Source organism: Synechococcus sp. H60.2, assembly GCF_047462315.1.
Taxonomy (GTDB): Bacteria; Cyanobacteriota; Cyanobacteriia; order Thermostichales; family Thermostichaceae; genus Thermostichus.
The window spans coordinates 20,643-39,768 of the sequence record NZ_JANSIZ010000011.1; the positions used below are offsets into that span (position 1 = coordinate 20,643).

Below are 19,126 nucleotides of genomic sequence, written 5' to 3' on the forward strand. Positions count from 1 at the left end.
CCGAAGTGCCCCCATCTGCGGGCGTAGTCACCCTCGCATAGAAAGTCCCAAAAAGTTGGACTTAACTCACTGGTGGGCTGCCTCAGGGTTGGCCTCGTGCCCGTAGAGGTAGCTGAGGACGGAGTTGCGTAGGCGATAGTACTGGGGATCCTCAAGCATTCGCTCGCGGTCGCGAGGACGCGGGAAGGGAATAGAGATAATTTGCCCGATGGTAGCCGCAGGGCCACTGGTCATCAAGACCAAACGGTCGGCCAAAAACAGTGCCTCGTCAATGTCATGGGTGATCATCAAAACTGTGCAGCGATGTTCCTCCCAAATGCGCAACAGCTCCTCCTGAAGTTCTTCTTTGGTGATGGCATCCAAAGCCCCAAAGGGTTCATCCAAAATCAGCACTGCTGGGCGGATTGCCAAGGCGCGGGCAATGGCCACCCGCTGTTTCATCCCTCCGGAAATTTGCGGGGGATATTTCTGCGCTGCTTCCCCCAGTCCCACCAGATTCAGGTGTTCTTCTACAATTTGATGCTTTTCTGACTGGCTCTTTTGGGGAAACACCGCCTGAACAGCCAAGTAAACATTTTCATAAACTGTGAGCCAGGGCAAAAGAGAGTAATTCTGAAACACCACCATGCGATCTGGCCCAGGAGCTGTAATTGGCTGGCCTTTGAGCTTTACCGAGCCGCCGGTGGGCTGGGTAAAGCCAGAAACCATATTCAGCAGGGTGGTTTTGCCACAGCCGGAATGCCCAACGATGCAAACAAATTCTCCTTCACAGACGCTGAGGTTGATATCGCGCAATACGGGATACTCCCCCCTAGGAGTTGGGTAAGTCTTGCTGACATTCTCAAGGGTTAAGTAGGGCTCTGCGGCTGTGGCTGCTGGGGTAGAGGTTGTCAAGAGAGCAGTCATCGTGGGGTGCTCCAATTCATCGTTTTCTCACAACTGGGAACATGCTTTTGCCAAGGAGATCTCTAGAGCAACACGGGACGACGATCCCAAGCAACCTCGGCCACGTAGATGTCGTGCTTAATTGCCAGACTGTTGAGGTAAGCCAAGGGATCCTCACCATTAAAAGGGATCCCGTCGAACAATTGAATGGGCTGGCGTTGGTAAGACACATCCAGCCCCAGCTCGCGGGCCGCCGTACTGAAGACTCCCACCTGACACACCCGCTCCACGATCTCTACCCAGTTGCGCGGGAAGGGCAGATCCCCCCAGCGGGCCATTTGCGTCATCATCCACAGATGCTCGGTGCGGCTGGGACGGTTGCCGGCGCCCAGAAAGAAGCGGTGGTGGGCATATTCCCGCATTGGCATGTCTAGGTCACAGAGCAGGCGCTGGGGATCCCCCAGGTGAATGTAGGAAGGATCAGTGCTCAGGTAGGCGCGGCGGCTGAGCAGCTCGCGAATCTCGTCGTGGTGGGCCGGATCTTCACAGTAGCGACAGGCTTCCAGCAACGCTTTCACCAGGGCAATGTGGGTGTTGGGATAGGCCCTGGCCCACTCTTCGCGCACCCCCAACACTTTGCCGGGGTGGCCGGGCCAGATTTCCAGATCGGTAGCCACCACAAAACCGCTGCCCTCCAGAGCGGCCCGCAAGTTCCAAGGCTCTCCTACACAGTAGCCGTCGATGTTGCCGGCTGTTAGGTTGGCCACCATCTGGGCGGGGGGCAGGGTTTTCAGCACAACATCGTGATCCGGATGGATCCCGCCGGCTGCCAGCCAATAGCGCAGCAGCAAGTTGTGCATGGAGCTGGGATGCACCACCCCAAAGGTTAGCCGACGGCTGGGGCTATCTAAGATGTAAGCCCTCAACTGGCTCAGCGTGTGGATCCCTTGCTCGTAGAAGCGCCTGTGCAGGGTAATGGCATTGCCGTTGCGGGTCAAGGTAAGGGCAGTCACCACCGGCTGAGGCGGATTGTCCCCGCCGCCCAGAGACATCCACACCGGCATGCCGGCGGGCATTTGGGCCGCATCCAAGTAACCTCCCTGGATGCCGTCTTGGATCCCTCGCCAACTGGTCTCCCGCACCAGATTGACTTCTTCCAGGCCGTGTTTGGCAAAAAACCCCTTTTCTTTGGCCACCGCCAGCGGGGCGCAGGCGGTCAGGGGCACAAAGCCAATCTCCAAGTTGATCTTTTCCAAACCGTGCCTGGCCACCACGGTGCTGCGGCGGGCCCGCCACTGCTTGATCCGTTTTTGCTGGTTCAAAAAGTAGATGATCTCGCTGCGATAGCTGTAGTAGCTGGGGTGATTGACCACCTCCAACCGGCGGCGGGGGCGGGGAATATCGATGGTTAAAATATTGCCAATTCGGGATCCCGGCCCGTTGGTCAGCATCACCACCCGATCCGAGAGCAGGACGGCTTCATCCACATCGTGGGTAACCATAAGGGTAGTCACGTGATGTTCTTCGCAGATGCGCATCAACTGCTCCTGCAGATTCCCCCGCGTAAGGGCATCCAAAGCGCCAAAGGGCTCGTCCAACAACAACACCTTGGGCCTTACCGCCAAAGCGCGAGCGATGGCTACCCGCTGCTTCATGCCCCCTGAGAGTTGCGCTGGGAACTTATCCGCCGCCTGCCGCAAACCAACCAGATCGATATGTTCTTCGACAATCTGCTGACGCTCTGCTGGGGAGTAGTTTTTCAGCACAGCGTCTACGGCCAGGGCAATGTTTTGCCGAACCGTTAGCCAAGGCAAAAGGGAGTAATTCTGAAACACCACCATGCGATCGGGGCCGGGAACGGTGATGGTGTGTCCATCCAAAGCCACAATCCCTCCGGTAGGTAAAGACAACCCCGCCACCATGTTCAACAGGGTGGACTTGCCGCAGCCGGAGTGGCCGATTAAGGAGACAAACTCCCCGCGGTGAATTTGGAGATCGATCCCTTGGAGAGCAAGATATTCTTGGCCCCCAGGCAGACCAAACGCTTTTTCCACTTGCTCTACACTGACCAGTACAGACACAGAAGACCTCCCCACCTGTAGATACTCTCAATTTGCTCGGCAACTCGGATCCCAGACCTCAATTCTACTCTTTTTGAAGAGCGGATTGGAGCAAACACTCAAAGACAATGGAAGAGGGATCCCAACTCAATTGGATGGACATGCAGTGAAAAGATCTGCAAACGGGGCTAGCGATTGGCTATTTTGTTTTGCAGGGCAGCCACCAGTCGATCCAGAAGCAAGCCCACCGCCCCAATGTAGATGACAGCAACGATGATCTCAGTTACATAATTCTGCTGGTAGGCATCCCAGATAAAAAAGCCGATCCCTGGCACGCCAGACATGACAATTTCTGCAGCAATAATCGCCAGCCAGGAGAGGCCGATGCCAACCCGCAAACCTGTGAACATGTAGGGCAAAGCAGAGGGCAACAGCACCTTAAAAAAGAAGTCTATCTTGGAAAGCCTCAACACTCTAGAAACGTTGATGTAGTCTTCCGGAATCTGCCTTACCCCCACTGCTGTGTTGATCAAAATGGGCCAGATCGAGGTAATGAAAATAACAAATAAGGCAGCCGGCTCATTGCGCTGCAAAGCCGCCAAGGAGATGGGCACCCAAGCCAAGGGAGCCACCATGCGCAAAAACTGGAAGATGGGATCCAAAGCGCGGTTGATCCACACGCTGCTGCCCACCAAGATCCCCAGGGCAATGCCCACTAAGGCAGCGCTGCAGTAGCCGATGGCAACCCTTTGCAGGCTGGCCAAGGTTTGCCACAGCAGCCCTTGGTCGAGGTCGCTGTTGCGATACAGAGGATGCAGGATTAGATAACGGCTGCGCTCATCCATCCAAATATCCCACGGTCCCGGCAGCCGGATCAGGTTGGCGCTGGACAAAAGTTGCCAGATCAACAAAAATCCCGCAATGCCAACCACGGGAGGGAGGATCTGATCCCGATACTTGGCAAAGTCGAACTTGGCCGTCGAAGACTTTGCCGGAGAAGAAAGTGTCGTCGTCATGGCTCCTAGAGAGGATAGGGTTTTACACAGTTCTCCGTTGCTGCGCCCCCAGAACATCTCGACCGAGGGGTTCTACAGAGTGCTGGCAACAGAGCACGAACTTGGATCAGACTTGCCTTTTCCTTGGACGGGCAAACACAAGGACTGCAAGCTCGACAAAACTCTCACAACAATCAGTAAAATCAGCGCCCCCATCGCTATCGAGAGGATGAGCTTGTCCCAGTGGGGCTGAGCCGGTCTCTCGAAGCAGGGATCCCTGGAGTATTCCCGCGGAACGTGAAGTAGAGCTAACATAGCCGATCCTCGCCATAGCGTTCAGAAATCTTCATCAGAATCCTTTAAAAGGCGCAAGGCTAACAGTTTAACTTGATGGGAGCGGGCAGCTCGGCCCAGCTTTTTTTAACTCAATGGAATCCCACCAATGGTCTGGATCTCTACTACACAAGAAGCACGTCTATGTTGACCTGAGCCGAGACTAGGCCCTCTTGATTTTCAGGCTGTTCAAGTAGGCCTGGGGATCTTGAGGGTCAAACACCACCCCATCGAAGAAACGCTCCGTTCCTCGCGAAGTGTTGCTGGGAATGTTCTTCACCCCCAAAGCCTGGGCGGCCTCGCGCCAGAGATCTTCGCGGTTGACCTCATCCACCAGACGGCGGGCAGTATCCAGATCCTTGAGGAAGCGAGCGTGGAAGCCCCAACGCAGCGATTCCGTCAAGAACCACAGGTCATGGCTCTTGTAGGGATAGGAGACGCTGCCCCGCCCATCTTCCCAGTACAGGGGCCCGGCGCTGAAATCTTGAACAGCCGGCTTGCCGTCTCCCAATTCGTACTTGCCCTGAAAAGGAGGCGTGAGAACCTCGACCGGCACATTTAGATAAGCACGCCCCGAAAGGATGCGCACCAGCTCTTCACGGTTGGCCGGATCGTCGCACCATTGCTGCGCTTCCATGACCGCCATCAAAGTGGCCTGCGTGGCCTTGGGGTTTTTCTCCACCCAGTCGGCGCGAATGGCCAAGTATTCTTCAGGGTGAAAAGGCCAAATCTGCTGGGTGAGGGCCGCCATGAAGCCGATTTTATCGGCCACAATCCGGTAGGGCCAGGGATCCCCGGTGCTAAAAGCATCCATGGTGCCATTGCGCATCCCCTGCACCGTCTCGGCAGAGGGCACCGCCAACAGGTCGATGTCTTGATCCGGATCTATCCCCCCAGCAGCCAGCCAGTAGCGGATCCAAAAATCTTGATTGACGTTGGGGAAGGTATGGGCGGCCTTGAATTTGCGTCCGTTGCTGGCGCTGAAATTTTTGATGTAGTCTGCGGCTCCGGAAACATCCAGCCCCAAGCCCTTGCCCGCATGCATTCCGGCAATGGCAATCCCGTTGCCTTGGGTGATCAACTGGCACAGAACCGCCATGCGCACCGGCTGGTTGTTGGTGATGGCGCCGATGTGGATCATATGGGGCATCGGCATCTGCCACTGGCCGCCGTCAATGCCCCCACCCGCCGAGCCGATCACCACGTTGTCGCGGGCTGCCGGCCAACTGGCCTGCTTCAACACCTCTACGCCGGTCATGCCGTGCTTGGCGAAAAAGCCCTTCTCCTTGGCGATGATCAGAGGGGCAGATTCCACAATCGGAATAAAACCCAGCCTGAGGTTGGGGGTTTCCGGGCCGCTGGCTTGAGCAACCCAGTAGCCCGTACTGGCCCGTGCTAGGCTGCCACTCACAAGCCCACCCACTGTGGCTGCACCCGCGGACAATAAAAAGCTGCGACGTGATGTCATGATCACCTCATCTTTGACAGAATATGTGAGCGCCAAGCAAAACCTTTCCAGTTCAAGCCGCTAGACCGACGGATTCCCCTCGTAAAGAAATCCTTAAATCTCAGCTTGGTTGATATCCTAAAAGCAGACAGGCATAGAGACAATACAATTATTCTTTTGATATCTATAGGTTTCTCTCTATCTTCTAGTAATTCTCGAAGGAGTTGCTCTCCGGTGGCAGAGGGCTTTAAGCAAAACGGCTCAACGGATGGGGGATCCCTGCCCCATGCCGGCTATCACTGGGACGGTTGTGCCGAGCCGTTTTTTGAAGGTTGGTACAGCCGTGTCACCTTGCCCGGGGATCCGCCCCTCAGCTTTGCCTTCATGTACGCCATCGATCCCAGGCGAGGAGGCATGGCGCAGGTGTTGGGGCCGGACGAGGAGCTGCAGTGGCGCACCTTCCCCAACCCGCAGCGCTTCTGGGCCAGTTGGCGGCATCTGGCCTTGGGGCACTCCGGCGGGCCAGGCGAGAGCTGGCGAGGGCTGCAGGAGCCCCTCACCTTTTTCCAGCGCACCGCCAGCGGCTACCAATACAGCGCCCACCTCAACCAAGGGATCCTGCCAGATCCCACCCGGGCCGAGCCGGTTCGCTGGCTCTATCGCATCCAACCCTGCTGCGCCTATGGGATCCCGCCGCGGGCCACCATGGGAGGCTGGTCTTATCTGCCCATCTTTGAGCCGGGCTGGCAGATCCTGATGAGCCACGGCCTGGCCAGCGGCTGGGTGGAGTGGCAGGGCAGGCGCTACGCATTCGAGCAGGCCCCCGCCTACGCCGAAAAAAACTGGGGGCAGAGCTTCCCTCGTCGCTGGTTTTGGATCCAGTGCAACGCTTTTCCCGACCATCCCGGCCTCAGCCTCACCTGCGCCGGAGCCGAGCGACAGGTGCTCACCCGCCCCGAAGAAGTCGCCTTAATCAGCTTGCATGGGTGGGGATCCCAGCCTTTTTTGGAATGGCGGCCCGGCCAAGCGCGGCTAAGCTGGCAGGTAGATCCCTGGGGATCCTGGCAGGTGCGCGGTGAGGGATCCCACTGGTGCATCCAAGTAGAAGGTCATACACGGCAGCCTGGGCAAACCGTCTTCACCCCTGGCCCGCAAGGGATGCGGCGCAACTGCCGCGACACCTTGGCCGGCCATCTACAAGCCCGCCTGTGGCGGCGCAACGGCCAAGTCTGGATCCAGGTGCTCACGGCCAGCAGCTCCCAAGCCGGCCTCGAGGTGGGGGGAGAAGTTCTGCGCTCCTGGCCAGGGCATTGTTGAACCTTGGCGGATATCTACACCCCCGTTGGACTTTCCCAAAAACGCTCTTGTGCTAGAATACCTAAGCCACACTGATAGGCGTCCATCTCTGGAGAGGAGAGACAGGTCTTCAACCGTGGCTGTTTTGCTTTTCCTGTAGGTAGATAGCTTGCGCCTGTAGCTCAGTGGACTAGAGCACGTGGCTACGGACCACGGTGTCGGGAGTTCAAATCTCTCCAGGCGCGTCACGATCCCAGATGATTTTTCGTCTGGGGTATTTACCCTACCTTAGTTGGCCTGAATCCTGTGTTAGGATTAGGCCTATCAAGTCCGCCTTGATGCAGGCGTAGGGAGCCCGAGGATCATGTTTGAACGCTTTACAGAAAAAGCCATCAAGGTGATCATGCTGGCCCAGGAGGAGGCCAGACGGTTAGGTCACAATTTCGTTGGCACCGAGCAAATCTTGTTGGGGTTAATCGGCGAGGGCACTGGGGTCGCCGCCAAAGTTCTCAAGTCCATGGGAGTGAACTTGAAGGACGCCCGCATTGAAGTCGAGAAAATTATTGGCCGGGGATCCGGCTTTGTGGCTGTCGAGATCCCTTTCACTCCCCGCGCCAAGCGAGTGCTGGAGCTCTCCTTGGAGGAAGCTCGCCAGCTCGGCCACAACTACATCGGCACTGAGCACCTGCTCCTGGGCCTGATCCGCGAAGGGGAAGGGGTAGCCGCCCGCGTTCTGGAAAACCTGGGGGTGGATCTGTCCAAGGTGCGCACCCAGGTGATCCGCATGTTGGGCGAGACCGCCGAAGTGACGGCAGGGGGTGGGTCTTCCAGCCGCACCAAAACGCCAACCCTGGACGAATTCGGCTCCAACCTCACCCAATTGGCCCAAGAGGGCAAGCTGGATCCGGTGGTGGGTCGGACGCGGGAAATCGAGCGGGTGATCCAGATCTTGGGCCGCCGCACCAAGAACAACCCCGTCCTCATCGGCGAGCCGGGCGTGGGCAAGACCGCCATTGCCGAAGGTTTGGCCCAGCGCATTGTGCAGGGGGATGTGCCCGACATCTTGGCCGACAAGCGGGTAGTCAGCCTGGATATCGGCCTGTTGGTGGCCGGCACCAAGTACCGCGGCGAGTTTGAGGAGCGCCTCAAGAAAATCATGGATGAGATCCGCAACGCCGGCAACATCATCCTAGTCATCGACGAGGTGCATACCCTCATCGGGGCCGGGGCTGCCGAAGGGGCCATCGATGCTGCCAACATCCTCAAGCCCGCCCTGGCCCGCGGCGAACTGCAGTGCATCGGCGCCACCACGCTGGATGAGTACCGCAAGCACATCGAGCGAGATGCCGCTCTGGAGCGTCGCTTCCAGCCGATTATGGTGGGCGAGCCGAGCGTTTCAGAGACAATCGAGATCCTGTTTGGTCTGCGGGAGCGCTACGAGCAACACCACAAGCTGAAGATCTCCGACGCGGCTTTGGAGGCAGCGGCCAAGCTGGCCGACCAGTACATCTCCGACCGCTTCCTGCCGGACAAGGCCATCGACCTCATCGACGAGGCGGCTTCACGGGTGCGCCTGATCAACTCGCAACTGCCGCCGGCGGCGCGGGAGCTGGATCAGGAGCTGCGGCGGGTGCTCAAGGAGAAGGATGCCGCAGTGCGGGCCCAAGACTTCGACAGGGCCGGTGAGCTGCGGGATCGGGAGATGGAGATCAAGCAGCAGATCCGCGCCATTGCTGCTGCCAAGAAGGCTGAGGAAAGCAGCCGCGAAGAGATGCCGGAGGTCACCGAAGAGGACATTGCCCAGGTGGTGAGCGCCTGGACAGGGGTGCCGGTGGCCAAGCTGACCGAGAGCGAGTCAGAGAAGCTGCTGCACATGGAGGAAACCCTGCACCAGCGCATCATCGGCCAAGATGAGGCGGTGCGGGCCATTTCCCGTGCCATTCGTCGCGCTCGCGTGGGGCTAAAAAACCCCAACCGCCCCATTGCCAGCTTCATCTTCTCCGGCCCAACAGGGGTAGGCAAAACCGAGCTGACCAAGGCCCTGGCGGCCTACTTCTTCGGCTCCGAGTCGGCCATGATTCGCCTCGACATGTCGGAGTACATGGAGCGGCACACGGTCAGCAAGCTGATCGGATCCCCGCCCGGATATGTCGGCTACAACGAGGGGGGCCAGCTCACGGAAGCGGTGCGGCGCCGTCCCTACACGGTGGTGCTCTTCGACGAGATCGAGAAAGCCCACCCGGATGTGTTCAACCTGCTGTTGCAGATCCTAGAGGATGGCCGCCTGACCGACGCCAAGGGCCGCACGGTGGACTTCAAAAACACCCTGATCGTGATGACCTCTAACATTGGCTCGAAGGTCATCGAGAAGGGTGGTGGCAGCCTCGGCTTCGAGTTCAACACCAACGACGAAGATGCGAACTACAACCGCATCCGCAACCTGGTGCACGAGGAGCTGAAGCAGTACTTCCGCCCCGAGTTCCTCAACCGGGTGGACGAGATCATCGTCTTCCGGCAACTGACCAGGGATGAAGTGAAGCAGATCGCTGATATCCTGCTCAAGGAAGTGTTCGACCGCATGAGGGAGAAGAAAATTTACCTCACGGTCAGCGATCGCTTCAAGGATCTGCTGGTGGAGGAGGGCTACAACCCCAGCTATGGGGCACGTCCGCTGCGCCGCGCTATTCAGCGCCTGTTGGAAGACATCTTGGCGGAAGAGATCCTGACTGGCCATGTCAAAGAGGGCTCGGAAGTCCTCATTGATGTGGACGAGGAGCGCAAGCCCAAGGTGCTGGTCACAGAGCCGGAGCGGGTTCTCTTGCCGCAGGGAGCGGAGTAAAGCTGCCGCGGGACATCTGAGTCTCCCCTTCCGGTTCTGGTTCCTAGGAAGACAAGGGATCCGCTGCTGTTCTCGGATCCCTTGCTCTTATCCTTCGTCTGTGTTGCTGTTCTAGGCAGTTGTCTTTAGAGTCAAGGGATTGGCCGTAGGAGAACTTTGGCATGGTGCAATCGACCTACTACTATGGCGGCGCTCCGGTTCGGACTCCGCCTCCCGATTTGGCCTCGCTGCTGCTGCAGGAGCGCATTGTCTACCTGGGCCTGCCCCTAGCAGAGGAGTCGAATGCCAACGTCACCAAGCTGATTGTGGAACAACTGCTGTATTTGCAGTACGAGGATCGGGAAAAGCCGATCAAGATGTACATTAACTCGACGGGCACTTACAACTACGACACGGCAGCGTTTGCCATTCTGGATACGATGAACTACATCAAGCCGCCGGTGCATACCATCTGCATTGGCAATGCCATTGGCATGGCGGCCATGCTGTTGGCGGCGGGCGCCAAAGGGTTCCGGGCCAGCTTGCCCAATGCCACAATCGTGCTGCATCAGCCCTACGGTGGCACTCGCGGACAGGCCAGCGATATTGAAATTCGCACCCGCGAGATCTTGACCTTGCGCAACATGATGCTGGAGGAACTATCCCGCAGCACGGGTCAGCCTCTGGAGCGCATCAAGAAGGACACAGAGCGGCTGTTTTTCATGACTCCGGAAGAGGCCAAGGCCTACGGCCTTATCGATCAGGTGCTGACCAGCTCCAAAGTCCTGCCGAAGTTGGCAACAGCCAAAAATTAAAACAGCGGGATCCGTCAATGGTTCAAGTCCCTGTACAGCCTTTAACGGCGGAGGAGTACCTACGCCTCACGGACTGGCCTTATGAAGGACGGCTTGAACTTGAAGACGGGTATATCCGGGAAGTGCCAACTGAGGAGCGCATTAACACCCCCGTTGAGCTGTTTCTGATTGCAGAATTTCGGCTGCACATGCCCCCACCGCTGCTGGTGAATGAAAAACGCGATTATCAAGACAAACGCAAAGACTATGCTAGCGGTGGGATCCCGGAATACTGGATTGGGGATCCTGCCAAGCAATTCGTTTCCGTGTTCGCTGGGTTGGTGGGGAATACGAAGACGAGGTTAAAACCGGCCCTGAACGCATTGTTGCCTCGGTTTTGCCCCAGCTAGATTTGAGCGTGGAAGAAACCCTGCAAGCGCGTCGTTCTGTGTAGTGTTCCGTGCTGCATACTTTGTCAGGAGATACCTATGCCAATTGGAGTGCCTCGCGTTCCCTACCGTCTGCCCGGTGAGCCCTACAGCCAGTGGATCAGTCTCGATGACCGCCTCTACCAAGAGCGGATCCTGTTTATCGGCGAGCCCATCGATGACAATTTGGCCAATACTATCGTGGGGGTGATGCTCTACCTCAACTCCCAGGATCCCCAAAAGGATATTGTGATGTACATCAACTCTCCCGGCGGCTCTGTAACGGCGGGCATGGCCATCTACGACACCATGAACCACGTCAAGCCCGACATTGTTACCGTTTGCGTGGGCCAAGCAGCCTCGATGGCGGCCTTTTTGCTGGCTGCCGGCACCAAGGGAAAACGCTTTGCCCTGCCCCACTCCCGCATCATGCTGCACCAGCCTTCTCTGGGCACGATCCAAGGCCAGGCCAGCGATATCGAAATTCGCGCCCGCGAAACTTTGCGGGTCAAACGGCGCATGAATGAGCTCTTGGCGCAAATGACTGGCCAGCCGCTGGAGAAAATCGAGCGGGATGTGGAGCGGGATTTCTACCTCTCGGCTACGGAAGCCCAGGCCTACGGCATTGTAGATCGGGTGATCCAAGAGCGCTCGGAAGCAATGGCCAGCTAGGGGGGATTTTGGCTCGTCGCAAAAAGACGGCCTGGGCAAGCTCCTGAGTAAGATAGGGATCCAAAGGCTGACTCTCTTTTGCTTGGCCGTTTGACGGGCCTGGATCGAGTGCTCCTGCCAGCAGGTGTGATGTTCCTTGGCTTATACGGTGTTGGTTCTGGGGTGCCGGGAGATGGGCTGAGGATCCCTGGGGTAGCTAGGATAAGGCGGGGTGAACCGAAAGCATTGGGTCAAAAGGAGTAGTGGATGGGCCAGTCTGCTGGTGTTCCTGCTGTATCCGCCGAATCAGGCTTTGGCTTTGCCCCCGGCTTCTGAAATCCCTGAGGAGGTGCTGCGGGCGCAGCCAGGTTTGCAGGCTCGCTCGCCGGTCGATAATCAGCCCCTCACTGCTGGCGAGGCTCTGCAACTCCAAGCAGCCCTGGCAGCCCGGCCCGAAACCGGATCTGTTTCTCCAGAGGTGGAGCGGCTGATCTTTTTGCTCAAGCTGCGCAAAGGGTTGCGCGACCTGTTTCCTTTTTTGTTCCCCTAACCTTTGATCCGGCTTTCGCCCTCTCCCCAAGGGCGAGGAGGGATCCCTTTCTGGTAGCAGTAGGGGCCGGCGCGGGATCCCCAAGTCTGCTGGCCAGTGGTGGCGTCAAAGCCGCGATCCCAGGTGATGAATTCCTGAGCCGTGAGATCAAATTCGATGTGGATGTAGGTGCTGTCGCCGGGGTTGAGACGGCAGCCGCCGCCGGGCAGCATCTCGCCGTGAAAGCAGCCTGGGCGTTTCTCCACCAAAATACGACAGCCGGGCAAGTGCTCCAGGTCGGACAACGAAAGCTGCGCCAAGCGCTGCGGCTCCTGGGAGGCGCCTGCCCAAGCTGCTTGATCCCGTAACTTATAGTTCTCAATCCGCAACGGATCTGCCAACACCTGCAGCACTCGGCTGCGGTAAAATCGGCCCGGTGTGTGCTCGTTAAATTGCTCGGTAAAAAAGCCGATTCCTTCTGAAAAGAGGTGGGGAAGGCGCACGTACCAAAGGCTCACCGGCACAAACCAGACCGGTTCTGCCATTGCTTGGGCGCGGTTGCTGTAGTAACCTTCCAGCCAATCGGCAAAAGTATTGAGGTCGGAGTCGGCAGTTGCCGCAGCAGAGGTTGTCATATGCAGGAAGGAGGGTTGCCTGTCTGCAGGATTTCTCAATCCTACGCTTATTCCACCGATGTGTACTGAGTCGGGGAAACCCTTCTTCCAGAGGGAGAAGGGAGTTGAGGATCGGCGCAACCAGAGAGCTCAGCGTTAAGGAGCGTGCTCTGCTGAAAGCAATTTTTCTTCTACCATAGAAAGCTATGGCAAAACTCACCCCCAGCTCCAGCTACAGCATTGCCCTACGTCTACGTCTGCCCAACCAGCCGGGGGCGCTGGCCCGTGTTACCCAAGCCATTGCCGAGGTGGGAGGCAGCCTCAGCCAGATTGACCTCATCCACCAATCAGCAGCCGAAACGGTGCGGGAAATCTGCGTGGATGCCGTCAGCAGCGAGCACGCCCAGCAAATTTACGCTGCTGTTGCCTCTTTGCCCAACGTGAAGGTGGAGCGGGTGGTGGATCGCACCTTTGAGCTGCATCGGGGGGGAAAGTTGCAGGTGGTGGCCAAAAGCCCCCTGGAGAGCGCCGCCGATCTGGCCATGGCCTATACCCCAGGCGTGGGCCGGGTGGCCCTGGAGATTGCCGCCGATCCCAGTGCTGTCTATGAATACACCATTAAAGGCAATTGCGTTGGCATTGTTACTGACGGCAGCGCCGTGCTGGGCCTGGGGAATATCGGCCCGGAGGCCGCTCTGCCGGTGATGGAGGGGAAGGCAGCTCTGTTTAAGCGCTTTGCCGATATCGATGCTTTCCCCCTCTGCCTGGCTACCCAGGATGTGGGAGAAATCGTGGAGACAGTGGTGCGCCTAGCGCCGGGGTTTGGCGGCTTTAACCTGGAGGACATCAGCGCCCCCCGCTGCTTTGCCATCGAGTCCCAGCTCAAGGCCCGTCTCAGCCTGCCAGTGTTCCACGACGATCAACACGGCACCGCCATTGTCGTGCTGGCCGCCTTGCTGAACGCCTTGAAGGTGGTCAAAAAAAACCTAGACGAGGTGCGCATTGTCCTCAACGGGGCAGGAGCAGCCGGCATTGCGGTAACGCAACTGCTGCGGCGGGCTGGGGCAGCCCACATCGTGGTCTGTGACCGCCAAGGGATCCTCAGCCGCTCCCGCACCGACCTCACCCCCGAGAAAGCTGCCATTGCCGTTGAGAAGAGTGGATCCCTGGCAGATGCCTTGGTGGGGGCAGATGTGTTCATTGGGGTGAGCGTGGCCAATGCCTTGACCCCAGAGATGGTGGAAAAAATGGCGCCGGATCCCATTGTCTTTGCCCTGGCCAACCCGGTGCCAGAGATTCAGCCGGAGCTGGTGAGCGATCGGGTGGCGGTGATGGCCACCGGGCGCAGCGACTACCCCAACCAGATCAACAATGTGTTGGCCTTTCCGGGGGTATTTCGCGGTGCTCTGGATTGCCGCGCCAAGCAGATCAACATCGAGATGTGCCTGGCTGCCGCCCAGGCCATCGCCAATTTGATCCCACCTGAAGATTTGGATCCCCAGTGGATCATTCCCTCCGTCTTCGACGGGCGGGTAGTTCCCCAGGTGGCTGCCGCCGTGATCCAGGCTGCCCGCCAAACAGGAGTGGCCGGGATCCCTTGAGGGTTGCCCAGGCGGCCCTCCTTTAGGGCAACTGTGGGCAACGAAGAAGTTGCGGGCAGACAGTCCGTTGGCGGAGGAAAACCTTACCAAAAGCGGGTGGAAGGCAGCATCCGCTTGCATCAGTGGTCTGCAGGCTTCTAAAGCGTCAACCCCCTAGGATAGCAAACCATTGCAACTGCAATTTATTCACGTCCTAGCACTGCGTGGAAGCAAGCTGGCAGTGCAGGGAAGATCTCAACATACCGAGCATCAATTTTGTCGGAAATGGCCTGGGGGACGCTTTGGAGCGGCAAATGCGGCAACGTTGAAGTCTACTTTCTTTTTTGGATCCCTTGTAACTTAACAACCCTTCAAGCTTTCTTCCTTCTTTGTGTAGTATTTTGTGCAGACCTCACTGACTTCATCGATTACCCTGAGTTTTAGGTTTCTGATCACTCAGCACTCCCAATGGACATACGTAAGCCGCTCTACGTCCACATCGTCACCACGCTCACCGCTGCTAGTATTGCCGCTTTGCCTCAATCTGACCTCGGCAGAGCCCTCAGAGTGGCTCTGGTGGTTGGAGCCGGGAACGCAGTAGCCTCGAGGATTGCTTGGTCTTCTGCCCGAGACAGGGATCAGCGAGTGCAAAGCCTCCAAGCAGAGATTGAAGAGCTACAGAATCGGTCTGCGCGGAAGGAGGAAGAAATTCAAAGACTGGTTGCCGATCTGCAAAGATGGCAGGGTCTCGTCGGAGACTTGTCCCGGCAAGTCCAGGAGAGGGACGAGAAGCTGCAGAACCGGCAAGCGGAACTGACAGAGCTCCAAACCCGGCTTCAGCAGAGCAGCAAGCAAGTCCAAGATCTGGAAGCACAACTGGTCGAGCAACGGCGCTTGCAAGAAGAGCTCCGCCGCCGGGAGCAAAGAATCGAGGAGCTCCGCTGGCAAATTGAGGAAGGCGAGAAAGAACTTTCTAGGCTGCGGGAAGAGCTTCAGCAAAGGAGCGGGCGGCTTCAAGAACTTGAGGCCCAGTTGGCCGAGCAGCAGCAGCTTTTGCAACAGCTCCAAGACAAAGATCGGCAAGTGCGAAGTCTCCAAGCGGAGATAGAGAGGCTGCGTGCGGAGCAGCTCTATGCAGACGCAGACGAGATTACAGAGCTGAGACTACAGCTTCAACAAAGGGATGAGGAAATAAAGACGCTGAAGACTGGCATAGAAGGTTATGAAAAGACTCTGTCTACAATTCTCCAGGGAAGAGGGCATTATACAAGGTACGAGCCGTCGGAAATAGATATAGTCTTGAAAATAACCGAGAAAGAGTTTTACCCACAAGAAGCTAAGAGTTTTATTTTGGAAATCCTGAGAGAGAAAATTAATAACGTACACGAAGGGAGCAGAGTCCAGCATATACTTAGAAACTTGCTTGAGAATAACGAAGCAAACGAGGGTGATGATCATCGTCAGAGAATTAGGGAATCTGTAGACAGCTTGTCTTCAGACTATAATGGGTGGAGTGATTATTACAGAAAAAGGTTGGAAGAGCTTGGTTTTGAGGTCATCGCGGAAGATAATCATGTCAGGATTTGCTTTCACGGGGATAGACGCTACCAAATTAGCCTGTCCAAAACCCCTAGCGATCGGGAGGCCGGCCACAGCATTTCTCGGGATATCCGCAACACTATTTTTGGTCTCTAGACAATCTTGAGGCGCCTCAGGCACAAACCTAACTTCTTACTTGCCCTCTGAGGCCAAGAAAAGTTGAGCCGAGTCCTGGTAGGCTGGAGGAAAGCCTGGGATCCCTGCCATGTTCTACCTACCGTTCTCGCTGTTGCTGTTTTTGATGCTGGTGCTGCTGCTGCCCTTCCTCTGGCTGGGGCTAGCGGTGGACGTGGTGGCGCTGGCGGTGGAGAAGCTGGGGTTCTCGCGGGAGGGGGCGCTGTTGCTGCTGCTAGCCATCCTGGTGGGCAGCTCGGTCAATATTCCTCTCTATCGCGTCAAGTGCGAGGTAACTCTGGTAGAGGATCTGGCCAGCCTGTGGATGCGGCAATTTTGGGGGATCCCGTTGGCCAAAATCTCCCAGGAGACGGTGATTGCCCTCAACGTGGGTGGAGGGCTGATCCCGGTGCTCTTGGCCCTATATCAATTTGGCCGGGCTGATGGGCTGTTGATCCTGGCTGTAACGGCACTGGTAACGGTAGTCAGCTACTACGCTTCCCACATGGTGCCCGGGATCGGCATTCAGATGAATCCGCTAGTTGCGCCGGCCACGGCAGCCCTAGCCGCTCTATTCTGGGCCGGGGATCAGGCGCCGGCGGTGGCCTTTGCCGGCGGGGTTTTGGGCACAGTGATTGGAGCGGATCTGCTGCACCTGCCGGAAGTGCTGCGACGCAATTGCTCGGGCATTCTCAGCATTGGCGGGGCTGGCGTTTTCGATGGCATTGCCCTCTGTGGTCTGTTTGCCCTGTTGCTGAGCTAGACCAGCAAATAGGTGAGGGAAAGGGTAACAGCCTGGCTGGGATCCAGCCAGCGCAGATCGGGATCCCCTTCTGGCGGACGACGGGTCAGCTCTTCTAGCAGCATCTGCGTCCACTCCAGCGGTTTGCTGAGCAACATCGGCGAACGGGTTATCCCCTGCTGACGGACCATGGCTTTGAGGGCTTCCAAGCTGGCCGATAAGGGGCGAGTACTGGCCACAAACAGCAGCTCAGTCAGCCCCTGGGCATGGCAGGTGAGCAGATCGGGATTGACGGCAGAGCGCGACTCACCGGCCACCTCAGGCAGGGGTGGCAAAGTCAGGCTGCCCTTGGCCTCTAGGCGCAGCGGCAGGGCAAAGTCCTCCTGGGGTACGGGAGCCAACAGGTGCAGTTGCCCGCTGGAATCGACCATCAACAGGTAGCCGAACAGATCCTGCTCGCCTTCGTTGCGCAGGGTGAGATGCAAGGGATCCCCGCGCATAAAGCGTGGGATGCCTGGCTCGGCAAGAGCAGAGGCCCCTTGGGCAAACCGTGGCGCCCGCAAGGGGGCTTTACTTCTGGTGGACAATTCCCCCACCACCGCCAGCGGCGAGGTAGCCGCGTTGAGGGTAGCCCGCAGACGTTTGGCCGCCAGCAGATGGGCTAGACGAGGCACCAGCCGTTGCACCGCCATAGCCGCAGCTTCCCCAGCCGGCCCGCAGGAATTGAGCAGCAATTCTCGCCCCGGCCAAAAGAGGCTGTAGCCGTTGACTTCCAAAGGCTTGGGCAGAGCGTCTGCTTGAAAGGCGGCGGCCATTTCTGGAGTAATGCGGCCCAGCAGGCAATCCACCTGGCGCTCGCGCGGGTTAGCTGTCTCCATCCAGCTATGGCCGGCAATGGCGTTGGTCAGATCCACTTTTTCAACGCGGCCCAAGCTATCTTCCAGGCCCACCAAAAGCTTGAGGTCACTGGGGAGAACGCGCAACTGCTCCCGCACCAGCGTGCCCACGGGGGGAAATTGACCTTCCCCGTTGGCCGGCTGCACCTGGGCCAGCAGCCCGCTGCGAGAACGAATCAGCAGCGGCACCGGCGAGGTGGTGGAAAGGGGAGCCAAAAGAGTACCCGGCTGCAGACCACCCAGCGCCGCCGGTGGGATCCCACCCAGCCACACCTGAGCCCGATTCCCCTTCACTTCCTGGATCACGCCGCTGACTGCCACCTGAGGGGGGGCGAGGAAGTAGGGCGGGATGCGTCGAGCCGTTTCTTTGCCCTCCAAGATGGGGCGCTGACAGGCAAACAGGCCCAGCTCCCGCCGGCTGGCCACTTGGTTGAAGGCCACCAGCAGGCGAGTGGCAGGTGTGCTTTCCCACAGGTACTGCGTCAGCAGATAGGTGAGTACTCCAGCGTAGAATCCTGGCCAAGCGGCTTCTGCTGCCAAGTCTTGGGGAGTGGTGGCGGCAATCAACAAGCCCTTGGGCGGAGACGGCCAAACCCGCTGCGGTTCCGAGGAGTCTGAGGCGGCAGATCCTGCTCCTTTCCCGGCTGGGGGGCGGGAACGCAGTTGCAAATTGCCTCGCACCGACGGCAAGACATGGGTGAAGCCACAGTCCAACAAAGTGGTGATCTGGGCGGTGCCCAAGCCTTCCACAAGCCGGAAAAAGCTGTCTAGCTCCATCACCGCCATTCCTTCAGAGCCAGACAACAGCAGCACCGGCTGCCACTGGCCTGGCGCCGATCCCGCCCGCCACTGGCCGTAGCCGCTAAACTGCACGACCACTGTTTCCGCCGCCTGACTTGAACCCCCCAAGTGCTCCGCAAAGGCCGCTTGGATCCCACTCGGCGTGGCGGCCCCATCGGTGAGGGTGAGAATCTCTGCCGGCTCAAAGCCAAAGCGATACAAGAGCAGCTCCCGCTGCAGCTCCACATCGGTCACACAGCCCTGCAGCGGGGATCCCTCACCAGGGTAGCGGTTAATACCTATCAAGAGAGCCAACTTGCGGGAGCTGGCCGCCAAAGCTTGCCCATAGCGCTCAGCCTGACCCACCAACCAGCCAGGAGAGAGACCAAGGCCGGCAGCAACCAGGAGTAACTTTTGTAAAAAAGACCGCCTTTCCATGTTAGCCTCGTGGGCTGCCTCACTGGCGTAACAGCCACCCTGTTGGCGAGCGAGCCACAGCTCAACTTTGTACTGGATCTGTTGCTGCCTACTTCAGGATATCCCCACCCCCACAGCTTTTTCGAGG

At 58.1% G+C, this 19,126-nt stretch carries 15 protein-coding genes and 1 tRNA gene; 10 read left to right on the forward strand and 6 right to left on the reverse strand.

Annotated features, from left to right (window positions below):
• Positions 1-66: 66 nt before the first annotated feature.
• The 4 genes from NW845_RS03045 to NW845_RS03060 form a co-directional block, all read right to left on the reverse strand.
• Positions 67-906, reverse strand: a complete 840-nt coding sequence (locus NW845_RS03045) for an ABC transporter ATP-binding protein (RefSeq protein ID WP_414376763.1) — start codon at positions 904-906, stop codon at positions 67-69.
• Positions 907-968: 62 nt separating this feature from the next.
• On the reverse strand, positions 969-2,966 hold the full coding sequence (locus tag NW845_RS03050; RefSeq protein ID WP_414371388.1) for a nitrate ABC transporter ATP-binding protein: 1,998 nt from the start codon (positions 2,964-2,966) through the stop codon (positions 969-971).
• Positions 2,967-3,133: 167 nt separating this feature from the next.
• On the reverse strand, positions 3,134-3,961 hold the full coding sequence (gene ntrB, locus NW845_RS03055; protein WP_414376765.1) for a nitrate ABC transporter permease: 828 nt from the start codon (positions 3,959-3,961) through the stop codon (positions 3,134-3,136).
• A 475-nt stretch (positions 3,962-4,436) separates the two neighbouring features.
• Positions 4,437-5,741 carry a CmpA/NrtA family ABC transporter substrate-binding protein gene (locus NW845_RS03060; protein WP_414334600.1) on the reverse strand — a complete coding sequence of 435 codons (1,305 nt, stop codon included), beginning with the start codon at positions 5,739-5,741 and terminating at the stop codon, positions 4,437-4,439.
• 213 nt (positions 5,742-5,954) lie between these two features.
• Between NW845_RS03060 and NW845_RS03065 the strand changes: the two genes are divergently transcribed.
• From NW845_RS03065 to NW845_RS03095, 7 genes are all read left to right on the forward strand, one after another.
• Positions 5,955-7,037 (forward strand): tocopherol cyclase family protein, encoded by a 1,083-nt coding sequence (locus NW845_RS03065; RefSeq protein ID WP_414376767.1) that lies wholly within the window; start codon positions 5,955-5,957, stop codon positions 7,035-7,037.
• A 150-nt stretch (positions 7,038-7,187) separates the two neighbouring features.
• A tRNA-Arg gene (locus NW845_RS03070) sits at positions 7,188-7,261 on the forward strand.
• Between the two features lie 119 nt (positions 7,262-7,380).
• Positions 7,381-9,855, forward strand: a complete 2,475-nt coding sequence (locus NW845_RS03075) for an ATP-dependent Clp protease ATP-binding subunit (RefSeq protein ID WP_414364112.1) — start codon at positions 7,381-7,383, stop codon at positions 9,853-9,855.
• A 161-nt stretch (positions 9,856-10,016) separates the two neighbouring features.
• Complete coding sequence (locus NW845_RS03080; protein WP_414364113.1) at positions 10,017-10,649, forward strand: ATP-dependent Clp protease proteolytic subunit; 633 nt, start codon at positions 10,017-10,019, stop codon at positions 10,647-10,649.
• A gap of 17 nt (positions 10,650-10,666) precedes the next feature.
• Entirely contained in the window at positions 10,667-11,038 is a 372-nt protein-coding gene (locus NW845_RS03085) for a Uma2 family endonuclease (protein ID WP_414376769.1), read from the forward strand.
• A 78-nt stretch (positions 11,039-11,116) separates the two neighbouring features.
• The gene (locus NW845_RS03090; RefSeq protein WP_414364115.1) at positions 11,117-11,728 is read left to right on the forward strand and encodes an ATP-dependent Clp protease proteolytic subunit; all 612 of its coding nucleotides are present in this window, start codon (positions 11,117-11,119) and stop codon (positions 11,726-11,728) included.
• Between the two features lie 262 nt (positions 11,729-11,990).
• Complete coding sequence (locus NW845_RS03095) at positions 11,991-12,257, forward strand: hypothetical protein (protein WP_414376771.1); 267 nt, start codon at positions 11,991-11,993, stop codon at positions 12,255-12,257.
• Here NW845_RS03095 and NW845_RS03100 read toward each other — a convergent pair.
• Entirely contained in the window at positions 12,254-12,871 is a 618-nt protein-coding gene (locus tag NW845_RS03100) for a chromophore lyase CpcT/CpeT (protein ID WP_414376772.1), read from the reverse strand. The two genes, NW845_RS03095 and NW845_RS03100, sit on opposite strands and share 4 nt — an antisense overlap.
• A gap of 185 nt (positions 12,872-13,056) precedes the next feature.
• On the opposite strand from NW845_RS03100, the gene NW845_RS03105 reads away from it, so the two are divergent.
• From NW845_RS03105 to NW845_RS03115, 3 genes are all read left to right on the forward strand, one after another.
• Positions 13,057-14,451 carry a malic enzyme-like NAD(P)-binding protein gene (locus NW845_RS03105; RefSeq protein WP_414376774.1) on the forward strand — a complete coding sequence of 465 codons (1,395 nt, stop codon included), beginning with the start codon at positions 13,057-13,059 and terminating at the stop codon, positions 14,449-14,451.
• A 447-nt stretch (positions 14,452-14,898) separates the two neighbouring features.
• Complete coding sequence (locus tag NW845_RS03110; RefSeq protein WP_414376776.1) at positions 14,899-16,125, forward strand: hypothetical protein; 1,227 nt, start codon at positions 14,899-14,901, stop codon at positions 16,123-16,125.
• Positions 16,126-16,234: 109 nt separating this feature from the next.
• Positions 16,235-16,906: a DUF1614 domain-containing protein gene (locus NW845_RS03115; protein ID WP_414376777.1), complete on the forward strand. Its 672-nt coding sequence runs from the start codon at positions 16,235-16,237 to the stop codon at positions 16,904-16,906.
• Here NW845_RS03115 and NW845_RS03120 read toward each other — a convergent pair.
• The gene (locus NW845_RS03120) at positions 16,903-18,999 is read right to left on the reverse strand and encodes a caspase family protein (protein ID WP_414376779.1); all 2,097 of its coding nucleotides are present in this window, start codon (positions 18,997-18,999) and stop codon (positions 16,903-16,905) included. The two genes, NW845_RS03115 and NW845_RS03120, sit on opposite strands and share 4 nt — an antisense overlap.
• Positions 19,000-19,126: the final 127 nt, after the last annotated feature.

What these genes read in the sequence shown, in the direction of transcription:
- NW845_RS03110 (WP_414376776.1), top strand. Translation starts at nt 14,899, where the DNA reads ATGGACATACGTAAGCCGCTCTACGTCCACATCGTCACCACGCTCACC.
- NW845_RS03075 (WP_414364112.1), top strand. Translation starts at nt 7,381, where the DNA reads ATGTTTGAACGCTTTACAGAAAAAGCCATCAAGGTGATCATGCTGGCC.
- NW845_RS03080 (WP_414364113.1), top strand. Translation starts at nt 10,017, where the DNA reads ATGGTGCAATCGACCTACTACTATGGCGGCGCTCCGGTTCGGACTCCG.
- NW845_RS03060 (WP_414334600.1), bottom strand. Translation starts at nt 5,741, where the DNA reads ATGACATCACGTCGCAGCTTTTTATTGTCCGCGGGTGCAGCCACAGTG.
- NW845_RS03085 (WP_414376769.1), top strand. Translation starts at nt 10,667, where the DNA reads ATGGTTCAAGTCCCTGTACAGCCTTTAACGGCGGAGGAGTACCTACGC.
- ntrB (WP_414376765.1), bottom strand. Translation starts at nt 3,961, where the DNA reads ATGACGACGACACTTTCTTCTCCGGCAAAGTCTTCGACGGCCAAGTTC.
- NW845_RS03105 (WP_414376774.1), top strand. Translation starts at nt 13,057, where the DNA reads ATGGCAAAACTCACCCCCAGCTCCAGCTACAGCATTGCCCTACGTCTA.
- NW845_RS03090 (WP_414364115.1), top strand. Translation starts at nt 11,117, where the DNA reads ATGCCAATTGGAGTGCCTCGCGTTCCCTACCGTCTGCCCGGTGAGCCC.
- NW845_RS03100 (WP_414376772.1), bottom strand. Translation starts at nt 12,871, where the DNA reads ATGACAACCTCTGCTGCGGCAACTGCCGACTCCGACCTCAATACTTTT.
- NW845_RS03045 (WP_414376763.1), bottom strand. Translation starts at nt 906, where the DNA reads ATGACTGCTCTCTTGACAACCTCTACCCCAGCAGCCACAGCCGCAGAG.
- NW845_RS03120 (WP_414376779.1), bottom strand. Translation starts at nt 18,999, where the DNA reads ATGGAAAGGCGGTCTTTTTTACAAAAGTTACTCCTGGTTGCTGCCGGC.
- NW845_RS03115 (WP_414376777.1), top strand. Translation starts at nt 16,235, where the DNA reads ATGTTCTACCTACCGTTCTCGCTGTTGCTGTTTTTGATGCTGGTGCTG.